Source organism: Agreia sp. Leaf210 (assembly GCF_001421485.1).
Lineage (GTDB): Bacteria > Actinomycetota > Actinomycetes > Actinomycetales > Microbacteriaceae > Agreia.
Genome location: NZ_LMKK01000002.1, coordinates 537,105 through 556,078, shown reverse-complemented (window position 1 = coordinate 556,078; position 18,974 = coordinate 537,105). Strand labels below are relative to the sequence as shown.

The 18,974-nt window shown below is 66.3% G+C and carries 19 protein-coding genes; 11 read left to right on the top strand and 8 right to left on the bottom strand.

Translation table 11 applies throughout. The annotated features are described in order from the left end of the window. Positions 1-57: 57 nt before the first annotated feature. Positions 58-678, bottom strand: a complete 621-nt coding sequence (locus ASE64_RS08645) for an antibiotic biosynthesis monooxygenase (RefSeq protein ID WP_055778822.1) — start codon at positions 676-678, stop codon at positions 58-60. A 96-nt stretch (positions 679-774) separates the two neighbouring features. Next, positions 775-1,410 (bottom strand): hypothetical protein, encoded by a 636-nt coding sequence (locus ASE64_RS08640; protein WP_156351726.1) that lies wholly within the window; start codon positions 1,408-1,410, stop codon positions 775-777. 48 nt (positions 1,411-1,458) lie between these two features. Between ASE64_RS08640 and ASE64_RS08635 the strand changes: the two genes are divergently transcribed. Together ASE64_RS08635 and ASE64_RS08630 are read left to right on the top strand one after the other, a co-directional pair. Further along, positions 1,459-3,636, top strand: a complete 2,178-nt coding sequence (locus tag ASE64_RS08635; RefSeq protein ID WP_235480546.1) for an acyltransferase family protein — start codon at positions 1,459-1,461, stop codon at positions 3,634-3,636. A 7-nt stretch (positions 3,637-3,643) separates the two neighbouring features. After that, positions 3,644-4,567, top strand: coding sequence for an AEC family transporter (locus tag ASE64_RS08630; RefSeq protein WP_055778816.1), 924 nt, complete (start codon positions 3,644-3,646; stop codon positions 4,565-4,567). Positions 4,568-4,573: 6 nt separating this feature from the next. On the opposite strand, the gene ASE64_RS08625 is transcribed toward ASE64_RS08630, so the two are convergent. After that, positions 4,574-5,410, bottom strand: coding sequence for an exodeoxyribonuclease III (locus ASE64_RS08625; RefSeq protein ID WP_055778814.1), 837 nt, complete (start codon positions 5,408-5,410; stop codon positions 4,574-4,576). A gap of 35 nt (positions 5,411-5,445) precedes the next feature. Between ASE64_RS08625 and pyrE the strand changes: the two genes are divergently transcribed. The 5 genes from pyrE to ASE64_RS08600 all read left to right on the top strand — a co-directional run bounded on the left by pyrE (position 5,446) and on the right by ASE64_RS08600 (position 10,708). Beyond that, positions 5,446-5,994, top strand: coding sequence for an orotate phosphoribosyltransferase (pyrE, locus tag ASE64_RS08620; RefSeq protein ID WP_044439696.1), 549 nt, complete (start codon positions 5,446-5,448; stop codon positions 5,992-5,994). A 20-nt stretch (positions 5,995-6,014) separates the two neighbouring features. Then, positions 6,015-6,662, top strand: coding sequence for a septum formation family protein (locus tag ASE64_RS08615; protein ID WP_082466013.1), 648 nt, complete (start codon positions 6,015-6,017; stop codon positions 6,660-6,662). A gap of 320 nt (positions 6,663-6,982) precedes the next feature. Beyond that, positions 6,983-7,891 carry an LPXTG cell wall anchor domain-containing protein gene (locus ASE64_RS08610; RefSeq protein ID WP_055778809.1) on the top strand — a complete coding sequence of 303 codons (909 nt, stop codon included), beginning with the start codon at positions 6,983-6,985 and terminating at the stop codon, positions 7,889-7,891. A 94-nt stretch (positions 7,892-7,985) separates the two neighbouring features. Next, entirely contained in the window at positions 7,986-9,839 is a 1,854-nt protein-coding gene (locus ASE64_RS08605; RefSeq protein WP_055778806.1) for a DUF2207 domain-containing protein, read from the top strand. A 65-nt stretch (positions 9,840-9,904) separates the two neighbouring features. Beyond that, positions 9,905-10,708 carry a DUF1206 domain-containing protein gene (locus tag ASE64_RS08600; RefSeq protein WP_055778802.1) on the top strand — a complete coding sequence of 268 codons (804 nt, stop codon included), beginning with the start codon at positions 9,905-9,907 and terminating at the stop codon, positions 10,706-10,708. Positions 10,709-10,726: 18 nt separating this feature from the next. On the opposite strand, the gene ASE64_RS08595 is transcribed toward ASE64_RS08600, so the two are convergent. The 3 genes from ASE64_RS08595 to ASE64_RS08585 are packed head-to-tail and all read right to left on the bottom strand — an operon-like array spanning position 10,727 to position 13,579. Beyond that, the gene (locus ASE64_RS08595; RefSeq protein WP_055778800.1) at positions 10,727-11,527 is read right to left on the bottom strand and encodes an HAD-IIA family hydrolase; all 801 of its coding nucleotides are present in this window, start codon (positions 11,525-11,527) and stop codon (positions 10,727-10,729) included. A gap of 57 nt (positions 11,528-11,584) precedes the next feature. Beyond that, the gene (locus ASE64_RS08590; RefSeq protein ID WP_055778797.1) at positions 11,585-12,307 is read right to left on the bottom strand and encodes a metal-dependent transcriptional regulator; all 723 of its coding nucleotides are present in this window, start codon (positions 12,305-12,307) and stop codon (positions 11,585-11,587) included. An 18-nt stretch (positions 12,308-12,325) separates the two neighbouring features. Continuing rightward, on the bottom strand, positions 12,326-13,579 hold the full coding sequence (locus tag ASE64_RS08585; RefSeq protein WP_055778796.1) for an Nramp family divalent metal transporter: 1,254 nt from the start codon (positions 13,577-13,579) through the stop codon (positions 12,326-12,328). Between the two features lie 108 nt (positions 13,580-13,687). On the opposite strand from ASE64_RS08585, the gene ASE64_RS08580 reads away from it, so the two are divergent. The 3 genes from ASE64_RS08580 to ASE64_RS08570 all read left to right on the top strand — a co-directional run bounded on the left by ASE64_RS08580 (position 13,688) and on the right by ASE64_RS08570 (position 16,420). After that, a complete protein-coding gene (locus ASE64_RS08580) occupies positions 13,688-14,365 on the top strand; it encodes a TrmH family RNA methyltransferase (RefSeq protein ID WP_055778793.1) in 678 nt (225 codons plus the stop codon). Beyond that, on the top strand, positions 14,362-15,420 hold the full coding sequence (locus tag ASE64_RS08575; protein ID WP_055778791.1) for a glycoside hydrolase family 6 protein: 1,059 nt from the start codon (positions 14,362-14,364) through the stop codon (positions 15,418-15,420). The genes ASE64_RS08580 and ASE64_RS08575 overlap by 4 nt, the downstream gene beginning before the upstream one ends. Positions 15,421-15,496: 76 nt before the next feature. Continuing rightward, a complete protein-coding gene (locus ASE64_RS08570; protein WP_055778789.1) occupies positions 15,497-16,420 on the top strand; it encodes a response regulator transcription factor in 924 nt (307 codons plus the stop codon). Positions 16,421-16,423: 3 nt separating this feature from the next. On the opposite strand, the gene ASE64_RS08565 is transcribed toward ASE64_RS08570, so the two are convergent. Both ASE64_RS08565 and ASE64_RS08560 read right to left on the bottom strand, forming a co-directional pair. Then, the gene (locus tag ASE64_RS08565) at positions 16,424-16,786 is read right to left on the bottom strand and encodes a hypothetical protein (protein ID WP_146077691.1); all 363 of its coding nucleotides are present in this window, start codon (positions 16,784-16,786) and stop codon (positions 16,424-16,426) included. Next, positions 16,783-18,228 carry a glycosyltransferase gene (locus ASE64_RS08560; RefSeq protein ID WP_055778784.1) on the bottom strand — a complete coding sequence of 482 codons (1,446 nt, stop codon included), beginning with the start codon at positions 18,226-18,228 and terminating at the stop codon, positions 16,783-16,785. Before ASE64_RS08560 ends, ASE64_RS08565 begins: the two co-directional genes overlap by 4 nt. A gap of 64 nt (positions 18,229-18,292) precedes the next feature. Here ASE64_RS08560 and ASE64_RS08555 point away from each other — a divergent pair, with 64 nt between their 5' ends. Beyond that, positions 18,293-18,973: a hypothetical protein gene (locus ASE64_RS08555; RefSeq protein WP_235480545.1), complete on the top strand. Its 681-nt coding sequence runs from the start codon at positions 18,293-18,295 to the stop codon at positions 18,971-18,973. Position 18,974 lies beyond the last annotated feature (1 nt).

The following is an 18,974-nucleotide window of genomic DNA, read 5'->3' as shown; positions in this document are numbered from 1 at the left end:
AAGCCGCGCAAAACAAATTGATTTGTTGCAACTATTGCCGGGGGTGTCCAAAGCGCACTAGAGAAAACGCACTCGCCGCAGCAGTCGAGTGACCCCCGGCAGCACCCAGTAGGCCATGATCGGAGTCAGAACGAGCGTCGTGACGAGCACTTTCAGCGCCGTCGCCAGGTCGTTCCAGCCGGGAAGAAGCGTCGTCACGAGCAGCGTGAATGCCAGGTTCACGGGAAAGAATCCGAGCCAGATGCTCGTCGCCTGTTTCCATCTCGGCGGCGCGGCCGGCGTCTCGGCCGGGCCGAGCGCATCCGGTGCCTGGGGCGACTGCGGCTCGTCGAACCAGCCCTCGATGCCCGTGCGCCTCTCGACCCTCGACTCGCGCACGAGTTCGCGGCCTCCTTCGAGCCAGCGTCGGCGGTCCTCCGACGACTCCCACTGCTCGAGCAGCGCAGCATCGGCGAAGCGGTAGAGCATGTGCCAGTGGACGGAATCGGCCCCCTGCCTCACCCAACCCGAACCGAGAAAGCCCGGATAGCGATTCGCGAGATTCACGCCCGCCTGCACCCAGCGGGTGACATCGGGGATCCGCTCGGGATCGACGGCACGGGTGATGGACACGGTGATGGGAACGGCGGGCGATGCTTGTGGCTGCCCGAGCACGTTCTCCGACTCTTCTGGAGACATGGTCTCCAGTATCCGCCGCCGATGTTACGCGCGCATTAACCCGTTCCCTGAGCCTGTCGAAGGGCGTCTCGACAGGCTCGACGAACGGGCCGGGCGCTACTTCTCGTCGTCGTCTTCGTCGGCCTCGTCGTACTCTTCGAGAATCTCGAGAGCCTCTTCGTCGAGATCGTCGGGCTGATGGCCAGCCGCGTGGCGCACGGCGTGACGACCGAGGATGAGCAACTCGCGCGTCTCCATGGCATCCGCCAGCTCGTCGCGGTCGAGATCGTCGGCGTCGTTGATGACCTTCGTGACCATCTCGATGCCCATGTCGAACCAGCGCTCTGCGTTGTGAGCGTCACCGGCCGCGTCGTAGCTGTCTCCCAGGAACGAATAGACCATCGGGTCTTCGGGCTTCTCGGCGCGCAGCGCCTTGGCGAGCTCGTTGGCCTCGGCCTCCTGGCCGGTGCGCAGCAGACCCTCGATCAGGTAGACGCGCTTGTCGGGGGCCGCGTCTCCCGGCGCATCCTGCGCCTCGCGGGCCGCCTCGTAGGCGCGTAGCGGCAGGAGTGCGTCGTAGAAACTCTCGGATGCCGCGATGAAGAGAGCGGCGGGCGTCACGTCGTCGTCGTAGAAGGTCTCGGGGTCGCGGGCTGCGGCGAGGAACTCCTCGGCGACGGCGAGCGCCTTCTCGGGGTCGTCGGCTTTGAAGCTGGACTCATCGATGTAGTCCCAGGTCACGGTCGTAGGCATGTAAGCAACCTTAACGGCCCAGGCCTGACGGCTACCATGGGACGCGATATGGATATGACCCCGCCGCCCTCCCGACGGTCCCTTCGGCGAAGCCAGGCGGCGAGCGACCCCGCGTCGGGCGATGTGCGCGCTGCAGCCGGAGCCACGCCCGCACCGACCCACTTCCTGCCTCACCTGCAGGGGCTGCGCGCGATCGCGGTGCTCCTCGTCGTGGTCTACCACTTCTGGCCAGGGCGCCTGCAGGGCGGCTACATCGGTGTCGACGTCTTCTTCGTGATCTCGGGCTTCCTCATCACGGGTCAGCTGGCGCGCGAGCTGGAGCGATCGGGCCGCATAGGACTGCCCGGCTTCTACGCGAAGCGCGTGCGACGGCTTCTGCCGGCAGCAGTGACCGTTCTCATCTTCTCGGCCCTCGCGACCCTCTTCATTCTGCCGCTGTCGAGTTTGGGCGAGAACCTGCGCGAGATCCTCGCGTCGACCTTCTACGTCGAGAACTGGGCGCTCGCGGCCAACTCCGTCGACTACCTCGCCGCCGCCAACGAGGCGACCCTGGTTCAGCACTACTGGTCGCTGTCGCTCGAGGAGCAGTTCTACCTGATCTGGCCGCTGCTGCTGCTCGGCGCCTCGTGGTTGGGCGTGAAGTACTGGAGCGGAAAGCGCTGGAACGCCCTGCTCGCGCTCGTCGTGACCGTCAGCATCCTGTCTCTGGCGTTTTCGATCATCTACACGCAGACGAACGCGGCGCAGGCCTACTTCGTGACCTTCACCCGCATGTGGGAGTTCGGCGCGGGCGCGATTCTCGCGCTGCTGCCGCGCTTGCGGCCCACGAAGGCCTGGCTGTCGAATCTGCTGGGCTACGGCGGCATCGCGGTCGTGCTCGGTTGTGGCTATTTCTACGACAAGGCCACCCCGTTCCCCGGCTACGCGGCTGTGCTGCCCGTGCTCGGAACGATGGCGATCATCCTCGCGTCGCACCGCGCGCACTGGTACGACGCGGGCCGTGTGCTGAGTTTCCGGCCCGTGAGCTTCATCGGAGACATCTCCTACTCGCTTTACCTGTGGCACTGGCCGCTCATCATCATCGCGCCGTTCGTTCCGGGCTGGGGGCTCTCGACGATCAACCGTCTGGTGCTGTTCGTGCTCTGCTTCGTGATCGCGTGGCTCACCAAGAAGTTCATCGAAGACCCGACCCGGTCGTTCACGCCGCTGGTGCGGCGCAAGCCCCGGGCGACCTTCGCGGTCATGGTGGCCGGCATGGCCGTCGTGAGTCTCGTCGTGGGCGTCACCAGCGTCATCCAACAGCCCAAGTACGACGCGGCAGCGGCCGAGTTGCGCAGCACCCTCGAGACGCTGCCCGACTGCTTCGGTGCGGCATCCGGTGGCACCGACGGCCTTGCGCCCATCGAGGCGTGCTCGAACCCGGCTCTCGCCGACCAGATCATTCCGAGCCCCGGTTTCGGCAATGCCGACCGCCCGCAGCACGCCGACTGCCTGGTCACCCTCAACGACTCGACGCTCACCAGCTGCGAGTTCGGCGACACGACGTCGGATGCGGCTCCGCGGGTCGCGATCATCGGCGACAGCCACGCGTACTCGCTGCTCGACCCGCTGATCCAGCTCGCCGAGACCAAGGGCTGGCACCTCACCACCTATCTCAAGGGCGCCTGCCCGTGGAGCACGACTCCGATCGCGGGCGGCGACGCCTTCTCCGCGTCATGCGCCGACTGGCGGGCCAACCTCGACAGCGAACTCGCGTCGGTGCAGCCCTACGACGCGATCTTCACGGCCGCCCTCGCCGATCACACGCTGGATGCCGATGGCTCGGCCGCCGCCGCCGAGACCGCGGGATTCGTGGAGGCCTGGACCCCTCAGCTCACGCAGGGCGTTCCGGTCGTGACCCTCGTCGATAACCCGTCGTGGGAGACGGACCCGAACAAGTGCCTGCGCATTTCCGATGCGGCCAGTTGTACGGAGCCTCGAAAAGACGGGCTCGGCGAGGTCGATCCCCTCGCGTCGGCCGCCCGGCAGCTGAAGGACGGCGGCTCCGATGTGACGCTGCTCGACTTCTCCGACATGTACTGCGACGCCGAGGACTGCTTCCCGGTCATCGGCGGAGCGAACGTCTACCGCGACCAGGATCATCTGACGCGCACCTTCGCCTTCACCCTCGCCCCCTTCATCGAGAGCGCCATCGACGCCGCTCTCGCTCGATCGACCACGCGCTGAGGCAGACATGGCCGGGGTGCTCACCGGATTCGCGATCATCGGCTTCGTCATCGCGGTCGGCTACGTGGTGGGTCGCACGAACATCCTGCAGGTCGACGCGCAGAAGCCGCTGAACCGCATCGCCTTCTTCGTGACCAGCCCGGCGCTGCTGTTCACGGTGCTCGCGCGGGCCGACGTCAGCGTCATCTTCTCGTCGTTCCTCGTGGTGACCGTCATCACCGTGGCCACGTCGATCACGCTCTACGTGGTGGCCTCCCGCCTCTTCTTTCGCCGGGCCGCTGCCGAGACCACGATCGGCGCGGTGGCCTCGTCGTACTCGAATGCCAACAACATCGGCCTGCCCGTAGCCATCTATGTTCTGGGAGACCCGCAGTTCATCGCTCCGCTGCTGATGCTGCAACTGATCGTGATGGCACCGGTGACGCTCACTGTTCTCGACACGGTGACGCGCGGCAGGGCATCCATCGGCTCTTTTCTCACCCAGCCCGTGCGCAACCCCATGATCATCGCGTCGCTGATCGGCCTGCTGCTGAGCATCTTCGGGGTGACGCTGCCCGATGAGGTCATGGCCCCGTTCGATCTCATCGGGGGCGCGACGATCCCGCTCGTGCTGATGACGTTCGGCATGTCGCTGGCTGGTCAGAGACCGCTGGCTCCGGGAACCGGACGTCGCGACGTTCTGATGGCCGCCCTGCTCAAGAGCGTCGTGATGCCGATCGTCGCCTATCTGCTCGGCCGCTTCGTCTTCGACCTCGATGCGGCGCATCTCTTTGGGGTGGTCGTCCTCGCCGCCCTGCCGACGGCGCAGAACGTGTTCAACTTCGCGTCGCGCTACGAACGAGGGGTGGTTATCGCGCGCGACACCGTGCTGATCACCACGATCGCGTCGGTGCCCGTTCTGGTCGTCGCGGCCGCGCTGCTCGCGCCGTAGCCTCGATCACCAGAACATCGGGCGGTCGTCGTCTTCCTCGGTCTCGATGTCGAGATCGACCCAGACCGGAACGTGGTCGCTCGGGGCGTCGCCCTTGCGCTCGTTTCGATCGATGCCGGCATCGGTCACCTTGTCGGAGAACGGCTGCGAGCCCAGGATGAAGTCGATGCGCATGCCCTCGTTGCGGGGAAAGCGCAGCTGCTTGTAGTCCCAGTAGGTGTAGCCGGTGGGGATGCGCGGCCGAACCACGTCGGTGAGCCCGGCATCCATGAAGTCGTTGAAGGCGGCCCGCTCGGGAGCCGACACGTGAGTGGAACCCTCGAAGGCCTGGATGTCCCAGACGTCGGTGTCGAGCGGCGCCACGTTCCAGTCGCCCATCAGGGCGAGCGGCTGCTGCGGGTTCGCTGCGATCCAGGCGCGGGTATCGGCGGAGAGCGCAGCAAGCCACCGCAGCTTGTAGTCGTAGTGCGCGTGCTCGAGCTCGCGGCCGTTGGGAACGTAGAGGCTCCACAAGCGAACGTCGTTCACGGTCACGCCGAGGGCGCGCGCCTCGAGGGGCAGGCTCCCGTCGTCGGCTGCGACCCCGAAGCCGGGCATGTTCTCGAAGTCCTTGGTGACCTCGGTCATCGGCAGCCTCGACGCGAAGGCGACGCCGTTCCACTGGCTGAGCCCGTGCAGCTCGACCTCATAGCCCGCGGCGGTGAACTGCTCGAACGGAAACTGGTTCTCTTTGCACTTGATCTCCTGCATGGCGAGAACGTCGGCGTCCTCGCGTACGAGCCAATCGACGACCCGGTCGACCCGGGCCCTGATGGAGTTCACGTTCCAGGTCGCAATGCGCATGCGCCCCAGTTTATTGGCTCCTCTAAACTGGGGCGGTGACGAACGCGCGCCAGCAACTCATCGACTACATTTCCGCCGAAGCCGTCTTCCACGGCGACTTCACGCTCACGAGCGGCAAGAAGGCGAGCTACTACGTCGACCTGCGCAAGGTGAGCCTCGACCACCGCGTCGCGCCGCTCATCGGCCAGGTCATGATCGACGTCATCAAGGACATTCCCGATGTGTTCGCCGTCGGTGGGCTCACCATGGGAGCCGACCCCGTGGCATCCGCGATTCTGCACCAGGGTGCGGCGCAGGGCCTCGCATACGACGCGTTCGTCGTGCGCAAGGAGCCGAAGGACCACGGCCGCGGCAAGCAGGTCGAAGGGCCCGAGCTCGAGGGCAAGCGCGTGATCGTGCTCGAAGACACCTCGACCACAGGCGGATCGCCGCTCAAGGCCATCGAGGCGCTCGAGAAGGTCGGAGCCATCGTCGTCGGCGTCGCCGTCGTCGTCGACCGCAACACCGATGCGCGCGAGCGTATCGAGAAGGCCGGCTACCCCTACTACTACGCGATCGGCCTGGCGGACCTCGGTCTCGAGTAGACGGCGATCGCAGGCAGACGATGACAGAGCCGATGGATGCCGCGGGCCCGTCGCGCGCCCGGCGACCGACGCCGAGATGGCTCGTCGTGGTCGTCGCCTCGCTCGCGGCGGTGTTCGTCGTGGTGCTGTTCTTCGTGCTCGGTCGGCACCTGCCCTGGTTCGATGATTCGGCTGACGTGGTGCCGACATCCACGCCGACGGCGTCGGTGACATCGACGCCGACCGCAACCGCTCAGCCCACGCCGACTCCGACGCCCGATCCGGCCGCGGCGACGGGGCCTCTGGCCGTCGGTGTTCACCCGTGGACCGCGCTGAGGGGAGGCGAGTGTCTGAATCCGTTCGGGTCACCCTGGGACGAGACCTTCACCGTCGTGGACTGCGCGTCGCCGCACGCGGCTCAGCTGATCGCGCGGGTGTCGCTCAACCCCGACCCTGCTGCGGCGTATCCCGGCGAGGCCGCCATCACATCGCAGCTCAATCTGGCGTGCACGGCTCCGACCGTGCTCGATTTCGCGGCGGCTGCGGCATACCCCGATGTGCAGTGGCAGGCGAGCTATCCGGTCTCCGACGCGCAATGGGCCGAGGGGCAGCGCGACTATTCGTGCTTCATCAGCCGGTCATCGGGCGAACCACTTACCGGCTCCGTTCAGGTCGTCGCGGCGGGATGAACGGCCCTTCCTGAGTTCGTTCCCGCTTGGTTTTAGTGGGCAACGAAACAATCTCAAAAATCTTTTTTCTCCTCCCGGGCCCCGTAGAGCTCGGTACTGTGACGTCGAAAAAAGCGGTTGACCAGTTGTTTTATGGCAACTGATAAATCGGAGGATATGTAACCTTTTGGAGGGGTTCCGGGGGTGACCCGCTTGGGGGCCTTGGCGTTTCTGAGAAAGTGCCTATAGCCTCAACAGGACGCAGCATTTTCGCAGCATCACCTCTTTCGTCGGAAGAAACGCCGACGATGATCCCCCTGATCGCTTATTCCAGGAGAACAATGTCCCGCTCATTCCTTTCCCGCCTCGGCGCGGGCCTCGTCGCAACGGCTCTCGTTGCCGGCGGCTCACTCCTCGTCGCTGGCCCGGCTTCCGCCGCCGGCGAGACCATCACGGTCGCCAACACCCAGTTCCAGTCGGGCGCCGGCTGGGGCGAAGGCCTCCAGATCGCCGGAACCTCCTTCCCGGCCGCGACCGAGGTCACCATCAGCGCTGGCGTCGGCAACGGACAGTCCGGAGACACCTGGGGCACGACGACCGTCACCACCGACGAGGCCGGAGAGTTCTCCACCACGTTCGTCCCCGAGTTCGGCCCGTACGACGTGCCCGAAGGCTCGACCGCTTCCGTGGGTGCATCCTACGAGGACGCCGAGACCGGAGAGTTCGTCGGCTCCAACATCGTCGAGCTCCAGATCGCCGCATTCGTTCCCGCCGCCCAGACCGTCGTCATCGACCCGATCTGCCTCTCGGGCGTCGACGCTCAGACCACCGGTGTCAACGTCTCCGCTACCGGCTTCGGCCAGTTCGAAGAGGGCGTCGTCTACACGCTGACCGACTCCAACGGTGCCCAGATCGGTGCTGCGGAGCCCGTCGGAATCGACGAGACGGGATCCGTCGCCGGAACCCTGACCCTGCAGACCACCATCGACGGCGTGCCCTCCGGCCCGATCGCTGACGGCGTCTACACGATCACGTTCACCGGTTCGGTGACCACCGCGGGTCTCGTCACCATCGGCAACTGCGACGTTCCCGTCGCTCCCGTTGCTCCCGCCGAGGTCGTTCCTGCTGCTCCGCAGCTGGCCAACACCGGTTCCTCTGACGCGGGCATCCTCGTCGGTGGCTCCGCTCTGCTGCTGCTCGTCGGTGCTGCCCTCATGGTCGCCCGTCGTCGCCAGAACGCCGCTGCGTAACTGATCCACCCGCCGATCTGATCGGCACCCGAAGGGCCGAGACATGCGTCTCGGCCCTTCGTCGTTCCCGCCCGGTTTCCGTAGAGTGAGCAGCATGCGCAAGATCCTCCTGACCGTCCTTGTCGTTGCTGGTCTGGGGACGACGGGGCTGGTTGCGGCCGCCCCCGCGACCGGGACGGTCGTCGAGGCCGTACCCGTCGCATCCGGTGTCGCAGCGGGCGTCGATGACTTCTCGTTCTCGTCGTACGGCGCCGACTTCTATCTCGACACCGATGCCGACGGCCGGTCGACCCTGAAGACGGTCGAGACCTTCGTGGCGCAATTTCCGGACTCCGACCAGAACCGCGGAATCCGTCGCGCCATCCCGCTCGCGTACGACGGTCACCCCACCGACGTCGACGTCGAGAGCGTGGTCGACGAGAACGGAGACCCGCGCTCATTCGAGGCCGAGAAGAACGACGACGGCGACTTCCTCGTCGTCACGGTGCGTTCAGACGACTTCGTTCACGGGGCGCAGACCTACACGTTCACCTACACGCAGCACAACGTCACGAGGCACGACGAGGCGACCGATGTCGACGAGTTCTACTGGGACTCGGTCGGATTCGACTCGCTGCAGAGTTTCGGGTCGGCGACGGCGCGACTGCACGTGCCCGAGCGGCTCGCCGGCGCGCTGACGGGCAAGGCGAGCTGCTACGCGGGCCCCTACGGCTCGACCGCGACGTGCCCCATCGTCAGCGAGGAGGCAGACGGCGAGACGGTGTTCACGGCCGGGGGCGTTTCTCTCGGCGCACACGAGAACGTGACCGTGGCCGTCGGCTTCGAGGCCGCGACGTTCGTACCCCGCGACGATTCCTACCTCGGCGCGTGGCAGGGATGGGCGCAGTTGCTCGCCGCCCTGATTGCGGTCGCCGGTGCGGTTCTCTCGGTCGTCTGGCGCACCACGGGGCTCCGGGATGCGCGGGGTCGGCCGACCATCGTCGCCGAGTACACGCCCCCGGCCGCCGATGTCTTCACCTCGGCGGCGATCCTGAAGCGCACGAGCCGCGCCGCGGCATCCGGATTCGTCGCGCTGGCGGTACGCGGAAACCTGCAGATCGTCGAGAAGCCCAGCGACTCGATGTGGTCGAAGAAGCCCGAGTACTGGCTGCATGCCGTGCACAGCGACGGACTGTCGCCGCAGGAGCTCGAGTTCTATCGACTGATCTTCGACGGAACGCCCGACAACAGGCGCGAGCTCAAGAAGAACGACACAGACCTCGCGACCGACGTGCAGAAGTTCATCAAGACGGTGCGCGCGAGGGCCGTCAAGGACGGCTACTTCACGAAGGGCACCGCCGGTCGGAGCCTTCTTCTGGCGGTCACCGTCTTCGTCTCCGGAATCGCCACGATCATCTTCGGAGCTTTCCTCGGCGCGGATTCCCGAGGCGGGGCTCTGCCCTTCATTCCGGTGGCTCTCGGTGTGCTGTGCATCGCACTCTCCTGGATCATCCTGTTCCGTACTCCGCTCACGACCGCGGGCGCCGAGCTGCGGGACTATTTGAAGGGCGTTCAGCTCTATCTGACCGTGGCGGAGGAAGAACGATTCCGCATGCTTCAGAGCCCCGAGGGCGCGCTCAAGACCCAGGCCTCCACCCCGGATGGCGGCCAGATCGTGAAGATCTACGAGAAGCTGTTGCCCTTCGCCGTTCTGTGGGGCGTCGAAGACGAGTGGGCGAAGGTGCTCGGCACCTATTACGAGCAGACGCAGACGCAACCTCACTGGTACGGCGGAGCCACCGGCTTCAACGCCGCCTACTTCGCCGCCAGCGTGGGGTCGTTCGCGGCGACGACGGCTGCCAGCTATTCGGGCAGCACCGCGAGCACGTCGTCGTCATCGAGCGGTGGATCGGGTGGCGGCGGATTCTCGGGCGGCGGCGGTGGCGGCGGGGGAGTGGGCGGCGTATAGCTCTGCCCATGCCTCGTCGTGTCCACCCCTAGCCAGGCTCAGTCCGCTCTCGTTAGCCTCGAGTAATGACCAATTCTGCGAAGACCGCTGCCCGAACGGCCAAGAACAGTCGGGCGCTCGAGATCCTCGCACGCACCGGATACGCCGTTCTCGGCCTCCTGCACATTCTCATCGGCGCCATCGCCATCGGCCTCGTCGGCGGCTCGGGAGACTCGGCCGATCAGTCGGGCGCCCTTCAGGAGTTGTCGTCGAAGCCCGGCGGAATCGTGGTGATCTGGATCGTGGCGATCGGTCTGTTCGCCCTGACGCTGTGGCAGGTCGCACAGGTCTTCCTGCTCGACGAGCCCGACCCCAAGAAGAAGTGGGGCAGACGTGTCTCCGAGCTCGGCAAGGGAATCGCCTACGGAGCCGTCGGTGCCACTGCCCTGACTTTCGCGCTCGGCGGGTCGTCGAGCTCGTCCGACTCCAGCCAGAGCCTCAGCGCCAAGCTGCTCGCGAGCCCAGGAGGCGTCATCCTGCTCGTGATCGTGGGGCTGGTGGTCGCCGGCATCGGCGTCGCCTTCGTGGTGCAGGGGGTGCTCAAGAAGTTCGAGAAGCACCTGGTGATCCCTGCCGGTACGACCGGCAAGGTCGTGCGCGGGCTAGGAATCGCGGGCTATGTCGCCAAGGGCGTCGCGCTCTTCGTCGTCGGAGTGCTCTTCGTGGTGGCCGCCGTGACCGCGGATCCGGAGAAGGCATCCGGTCTCGACGGCGCGCTCAAGGCCCTCATCGACTTGCCGTTCGGAAAGGTGATCCTCGTGCTCGTGGGCGTCGGTCTCATCGCCTACGGACTGTTCTGCGCGGCCAGAGCCCGCTGGGCGAAGCTCTAAGCGCGGACGCGGCTGCGGTCAGATCTCGTCTGATTCGAAGGGTTCCGTGCGAAGCAGGTCCTGCACTCCCGCGAGGATCTCGTCTGGGCGGAACGGGTACTTCTCGATCTCGGCCTGGTCGCTGATACCGGTGAGCACCAGGATCGTGTGCAGCCCCGCCTCGATACCGGCCACCACGTCGGTGTCCATGCGGTCGCCGATCATGCCCGTGTTCTCGGAGTGAGCGCCGATGCGGTTGAGCGCGGAACGGAACATCATGGGGTTGGGCTTGCCCACGACATAGGGCTCCATGCCCGTGGCCTTGGTGATGAGCGCGGCGACCGCGCCGGTGGCCGGCATCGGGCCCTCGGCACTCGGCCCCGTCGCATCCGGATTCGTGACGATGAACCGCGCACCGGCCGAGATCAGCCTGATCGCGCGTGTGATCGCCTCGAACGAGTAATTGCGGGTCTCGCCGACGACCACGTAGTCGGGGTTGGTGTCGGTCATGATGAAGCCCGCCTCATGCAGGGCGGTCGTGATGCCGGCCTCGCCGATCACGAAGGCGCTGCCGCCGGGCATCTGCGACTTCAGAAAGCTCGCCGTGGCGAGCGCCGATGTCCAGATGGCCTCCTCGGGCACCTCGAGACCGGATGCCCGCAGCCGGGCGCTGAGGTCGCGCGGCGTGTAGATGGAGTTGTTGGTGAGCACCAGATAGGGCTTGCCCTCGTCGCGCCATTGCTGCAGCAGCTCGGCAGCCCCTGGAAGCGCCCTGTTCTCGTGCACGAGAACGCCGTCCATATCGGTCAGCCAGCATTCGATCTCATCGCGTCGAGCCATGGGAGAGTCCTTTCATAGCCTGCTTCGCCCAGCCTAGCGGCGGTAGCCACGCAGGGCTCAGGCTGGTGTCGAGATCCAGATCGACGAGCCGCCGGATGCCGAGACGGGCACGAGCGGGCCGGCATCGGCATCCGTATCGCTGGCCCCGGCGACGCGCACGATGAAGCCGGTCGAGGCATCCCGAGACACCACCGACACGGTCGTCGAGGGCCGGATGCCTGCCGCGGCGAGCGAGAGGAGAAGTGACGGGTCTCTGTCGCTGATGCGCACCACCATGCCGGTCGATCCGACGGCCGCCTCCGACAGAAGGAGCGCGGGCGACGAGTCCACCGTGCCGTCGGCCGAGGGAATGGGGTCGCCGTGCGGGTCTCGAGTGGGATGCCCGAGGCGCGCGTCGATGGCGTCGAGGAGCCGATCGCTGATGGAATGCTCGAGTACTTCGGCCTCGTCGTGCACCTCGTGCCAGTCGTAGCCCATCTCGTCGACCAGCCAGGTCTCGATGAGACGGTGCCGACGGATGACGCCCCGGGCCCGAGCCGTGCCCGCCTTCGTGAGCGTCAGCGGTTTGTATGGTTCGTAGTTCACGAGCCCTGCGGCGCTGAGCTTCTTCGCCATCTCGGTGACCGACGACGGAGCGACGCCCATGGTCGCGGCCAGTACCGACGGTGTGACGGGAGCGGACTGCCACTCGGTGTGGTGGTAGATCGTCTTGAGGTAGTCCTCCGCGGCGGAGTCGGCGTTCGGCTGGGTGCGACGCGCGACCGGCTCGGGGATGCTCATGATGACCCCAGCCTAGGCTCACGCCCCCGTGAAGATGAGCACGAGCAGGGTCACATTGAGAGTCACGAGCAGCACCGACGCAATGACTCCGGCGACGGTGGTGTGCCAGCGGTTGGTGAACTCCCCGAGCAATGAACGCCTCGAGGTCAGCCAGACCAACGGGATGAGAGCGAACGGAATGCCGAACGAGAGCACGACCTGGCTGACGACGAGAGCCCAGGTGGGATCGATCCCGATCCCCAGAATGACGAGCGCCGGAAGCAGGGTGACGAGGCGGCGCCAGACGATCGGCACGCGCAACCGCAGGAGGCCCTGCATGATCTCGGCCCCCGCGTAGGCTCCGACCGAGGTCGACGCGAGACCGGATGCGAGCAGCCCCACGGCGAACAGCGTCGCGACGACGCCGCCCATGGCCTGCCCGATGGCGGCGTGCGCACCCTCGAGAGTCTCGGTGCCCGCGACGCCCTGCAGAGAGGTTGCCGCGAGGAGCAGGATGGCGAGATTCACGGTTCCCGCGATGACGAGTGCGATCGTGACGTCCCAGCGGGTGGCCGTGATGAGGCGCTTCGTGGTGTGGTCGGCGGCCCGAACGACGAAGCGGTCGCGCGTCAGGGCCGAATGCGCGTAGATGGCGTGCGGCATGATCGTGGCGCCGAGAATGGATGCCGCGAGCAGCACCGAAGACGGGCCCTCGAAGCGAGGCACGAGACCGCCGACGACGGAAGCCCCGTCGGGCGGGTTGATGACCACGCCGGCCGCGAAACCCACCGCGATGATCACGAGCATCGAGATGATGACGCGCTCGAATGTCTTCTGCCGACCCGAGCCTTGAAGGACGAGGACCAGCATCGAGACGGTGCCGGTGATCACGCCGCCGAGCAGCAGCGGCAGATCGAAGAGCAGAGAGAGGGCGATGGCCCCTCCGATGATCTCGGCGAGATCCGTCGCCATGGCGACGAGCTCGGCCTGCACCCAGAACAGTCGACGACCCCAGAGTGAACCGATGCGCTCGCCGAGCAGCTCGGGCAGGCTCTTGCCGGTCACGATGCCGAGCTTCGCCGACAGGTACTGGATGAGCCACGCCATGACGTTGCCCAGCACCACGATCCACACGAGCAGGAAGCCGAACGTCGCGCCAGCGGTCATGTTGCTGGCGACATTGCCCGGGTCGAGATAGGCGACGCCCGCGACGAGGGCTGGGCCGAGCAGCCACACCAGGTGTGAACCGCGCGGCGTTGTCGGCTTCGTCACGGGTGAAGAGGCTCGGAGCATGTGGCCACTGTAGCGAATATTTAGGCGCGCCTAAAAGTGAATCTCAGGAACCTGTGACGACTCGTCGCTGGAACCGGGCCCGGGAATGGAGGCCGGTAGCCTGAGAGCATGTCCGATGAACCGATTCCCGCCCCGCAGAATCCGTCTGTCGAACTGACTACCAACGGCGTCGGCCCGTGGCAGGGCGAATGGCCCGACGATGATTTCTATGACGCCGAGCTGCTGGCATCCGGCGACTCCCGCAACGTGATCGACCGCTATCGCTACTGGCGCATGGACGCGATCGTCGCCGATCTCGATCTGACCCGTCACCCGTTCCACGTGGCGATCGAGAATTGGCAGCACGACCTCAATATCGGGTCGATCGTGCGCAGCGCCAACGCGTTCGGTGCCGACACCGTGCATATCATCGGGCGCCGGCGTTGGAACAAGCGCGGAGCCATGGTGACCGATCGCTACCAACACGTTCTCCATCATCCCGACGTCGAGACGTTCGTGGCGTGGGCGGCGGATGCGGGTCTGCCGGTCATCGCGATCGACAACGTGCCCGGCAGCGTCATCATCGAGACCTTCTCGCTGCCGGCCTCGTGCGTGCTGCTCTTCGGGCAGGAGGGCCCCGGGCTCTCCTCGCCCGCACTCGAGGCGGCCGATGCGATCGTCGAGATCAGCCAATTCGGGTCGACCCGCTCGATCAACGCCTCGGCGGCGGCAGCGGTCGCAATGCACGCCTGGATCCTGCAGCACGTCGCATTCGCCGGCGCCGCCCCGGATACACTTACCCAGTGACGTCTAAAGGCTCGCGCATCGGGGTAGCGATCGCCATCGTGGCGCTGACCCTGCCCATCGTCGCTCTCGGCGTCGTCTTCACGGGGTTGGTCACGGCGCCCATGGCGTCGTCCGAGTCGGCACCCGGCACCGATTCGAATGGTGAGGTCGTCATCGACAACCCGTTGCAGGGCGACACCTTCTATGTCGATCCCGACTCCCTTGCGGCGAAGGCCGCGGCCGCATCCGCTGCCGCCGATGCCGGTGTCGCGGATCAGCCCGTCGCTCCGTCGGCCGGCACCGAGGTTCTCGACAAACTCGCCGCCGTGCCCACGGCGATCTGGCTGGTGCCCGAGCGCAACCCGACCGCCACGATCGCGGCGACGGTGACTCAGATCCTCGACTCTGCAGAGTCTCAAGGAGCCACTCCGATCTTCGTCGTCTACGGAGTGCCGAACCGCGACTGTGGCAACCAGTCGGCTGGTGGCCTCACGGCAGCCGAGTACCCCCTGTGGACGGCCGAGATCGCCGGTGCGATCGCCCAGCGCTCAGCCATCGTCGTTCTCGAACCGGATGCTCTCGCCCTGGCGACGCAGTGCGGCAACGTCGACGAGCGCGTCGCCCAGGTGAAGGGTGCAGTCGAGACCTTCGCCACGACCAAGGCCACCGTCTACCTCGACGGCGGGCACTCGACCTGGCTTCCCGCCACTCAGATGGCCGATCTGCTGACGCGCGCCGGCATCGCGCAGACCCGTGGCTTCGCAACGAACGTCTCGAATTACAACGCCACCGTGAAGGAGCGCGCCTACGGCGAGAAGCTCTCTGCCCTCACGGGTGACTCGCACTACGTCATCGACACGGGCCGAAACGGCAACGGTTCGAACGGCGAATGGTGCAATCCCTCGGGGCGCGCGCTGGGAGTGGAGTCGAGCGTCATCACGAACGCCGGACACCTCGACGCGCAGCTGTGGATCAAGCCGCCGGGCGAGAGCGATGGTGCCTGCAACGGCGGACCGGCGGCGGGAACCTGGTGGCCGCAGAGCGTGAGCGAACTGGCCGCCAATGCCGGCTGGTAACCGCACGCTTTGATATCGTGCACCGTACGTCGAAGGATTGGGGATCACTGTGAGCTTTGACGCGCAAGAGAGACGAATGGCCGTCATCATCGAGGACGATGCCGACATCCGGCACCTGCTCGAGAGCGTTCTGACGCAGGCGGGGTTCGACGTGATCGCCACGAGCAACGGCCACGACGGCATCCAGGCGGTGCGTGCCTACGAGCCGATCGTCACCACCCTCGACGTGAGCATGCCTGGCATGGACGGCTTCGAGGTGGCGAAGCGTCTGCGCACGTTCAGCCAGACCTACATCGTCATGCTCACGGCCCGCGACGAGGAGATCGACACCCTGCAGGGCCTCGAGGCCGGTGCCGACGACTATCTGACCAAACCGTTCCGCCCGCGGGAGCTGCGCGCCCGCATCGACGCGATGCTGCGTCGTCCGCGCATGGCGACGACCGAGGAGCCCGCAGCGGCCGTACCTGCTGCTCCTGCGGCAGCGCCCGCTCCCACAGCAGCACCCGCTCCTGCGGCAGCCCTGGTCGCCGAGGCGCCGGTTGCCGTCGCCCCCGCGCCGGTCGGCGAGCCGAGCACACGCACCGGCGCACACGCGGCCCCGGGTGTTCCCGATGCCGCGCCGGAAGCGGCTGCCCCGGTCGGGCGCGAGACGTCGGAAGACGGCGGCGAGGGATGGATCGGCCACAACGGTCTGCGTCTCAATCGAGAGATGCGACTGGCCTCGCTCGATGGTAGAGACCTCGATCTCACTCGCACCGAGTTCGATCTGCTCGTCGCGGTCGTGGAATCGCGGCGGCGGGTTCGAACCAAGGCCGACCTCGCGCTGCTGCTGCGCGGCGAGAGCTACGTGACCGCCTACTACGTGACCGAGGCCGACAAGCGGGCCGTCGAGGTGCACATGGGCAATCTGCGCAAGAAGCTCGGCGACAGCCTCACCGCGCCGCGCTGGCTCGAGACCGTGCGCGGCGTGGGCTACAGGCTCGCTGCAGCAGACGAGTAGCCGTCAGACGCTCGAGCTGAGACCGAACCGTGCGTCGAGCTCGACGCAGGTCTCCTGTCCTACCTGGTCGAGTCGACCGATGTGACGCGCGCATCCCTCGAGGTCTTGACGATCGAGCGAGCTGTGCATCAGCGTCGCTGTTGCCTCGATGATCTGAGCGCCGATCATCTTGCTCGATGACCGGATGCTGAGGAGCACGACGTGTGCCTCCTCAGCGTCTCGGATCTCGAGGGCGTTCGTCAGCCTCCGGACACGGGTCTCCCAGAGGCTGACGAAATCACGGGCGAAACGGGAACGCGCTCCCTCGTCCCGACCCACCGCTGAAAGCAGATCGTGGAGGGCGTCCTCGTCGAGTAGACGACTCATACCTTGTAGCCGTGCTGACGCTTGACGAGCTTGGCGAACATGGTGAGCGTCTGGAGCACGGTGATGACACCGAGCACGGGCCAGCCGATCCAGAGAATGGTCGACTGGGCGACGATGGGCAGCTGCATCCAGATGACCACCATCGCCACGACGATGCCCGCGGCGACGAGAAGCGGCGTGAGGTAGGCGTTGCCCGAGCCTCGCTCGGCCTTGGCCTGCTCGGCCCAGTTGTCGACCTGCTTGTTGCTGGCGAACTTCGACCAGGCCCGAACGAAGTGGCCGATACGAACCCACATGTAGAGCTCGGCGGGGAACATCGCCATGGCGAAGAACGTGTCTCTCCAGGAGCGGTTCTTCATGGAGGCGGCGGTGCGCCAGTTCAGCAGGATGGCGACCAGCGGCGGAACGAGCCAGACCGGGCTGAACACGAATGCGCCGATCGAGAGCGACGCGATGAGCAGCAGGAAGAAGAGCCCTCGGGTCACGATGTTCGCGACCATCGAGAAGTTCTCGAGCCAGCGCAGACGCAGGTTCGGGTGGAGGGGCTGCCCCTTGGTGTCACCACGCTGTCCGGGCCACATGAGCTCGATGGCGCCGAAGTTCCACTTGACCTGCTGGGCGTCGAGGCCGCGCAGGGTGGTCATGCCGCCGACGTTGGCGCGGGCGCGGGCCGAGATCTTGGTGAGGTAGCCGGCGCTCTTGATCTGCAGCGAGAGCAGGGAGTCCTCGACCTCGGAGTCCTTGACCCACGGCGTCGCCTGGTGGCTGTCGACCATGACCTCGCGCAGCGCCTTGATCGAGAAGATCGAGAATTGGCCGCCGAGAACGGCCATGTTGCGGCCGCGGAGCATGTTCTGCATGTTGAACGCGGCGAACTGTGCGCGCTGGCCCGAGATGAGGAACTTGGCCATCGTGCCCTTGATGGGCGCCTCGTCGATCGAGTAGATCGCGGAGATGCCGCCGATGCGGGTATCGGATGCGATCTCCGCCTCGAGCGACTCGACGGCGGTGACGTCGGCCGTGGTGTCACCGTCGACACCGAGCAGGTAGTCACAGCCCTCGACGAGCGAGAACCCGTAGTTGAGAGCGCCGACCTTCTTGTCGGGGTTTTCGCCGATGTCGTGGATGAAGATCTCGGTCTCCTGAGTCACACCATTGTCGGTGCGGCTGTGGGGGCCGGCGAACTCGCTGGCGATCTCGACCGTCTTGTCGGTGGAGTTGTTGACGACCACGTGGATGACGTCGGGAAGGCGGGTCTGCGCCAGGAGCGATTCGAGCACCTGGGCGATGGAGTCCGCCTCGTTATAGGCCGGAACGATGCAGCCGACCATCGGGCGGTAGCTCGGCAGGGCGTCGACGATGTCGATGAACTCGGTCGCATAGGCGGCGAGGGCGGGGTCGACGTCCGGCTGGGGCTTCACGTAACGGTTCGTGTCGGTCATGAGTGCAACTCTGTCGCACCCAAATCAGGCTTTCGGCAAGTCAAAGACAAGGTCTCCACAAGATATGCTCAAGATTCGCGCATTCCAGGTCTGGGGTGAGGCAGATGATGGCACGGGGGAGTGGCGCATGTTTCGGGTCAGCGGGAAGAAGGCGGTCGCGACCGCTGCTCTGGGGGCAGCCCTCGTTCTGACGATGAGCGGATGCGGCACGGCTCCTTGGGCCGTCGGCACGACATCCGCAGCCACATCGACCAAGACCTCGACTCCCACGCCCAAGGCCACGATCACCTCGATCGTCAACGAGCTCGCCACGGGGTCTGCCCAGCATCAGCTGCAGGCCGGAGATGCGGCTCTGACGGCCAACTACTGGTCGACGCTGAGTATGGATCAGTGGAAGGCCGACGCCAACAAGCCCATCAGCTTCTCGCTGATCGGAGCCCTCGGAACCGATGAGGGGCAGGGCGTGTACCTGTCGCGGGTCAGCCTGGTGGTCGCCGTATCCGGGCCCAAGGGATCGTTGGAGTCGCCCGCGCCGCTGAGCGACCAGTCGACCGTGGCGCCCGGCTACGACATCAAGTCGCCCTACAGCTACAGCCAGACGTTCATCCTGCCGGCCGTCGACCCTGCCGCCACGAGCGTCACGCTGTCGTTCACCTATGAGCTGCTCATCCAGACCACCCCGACCTCCGGGGCCTACGCGAAGCAGACGGCCAGCGACCAGATCACGATCGCGATCGCGGAGTAGC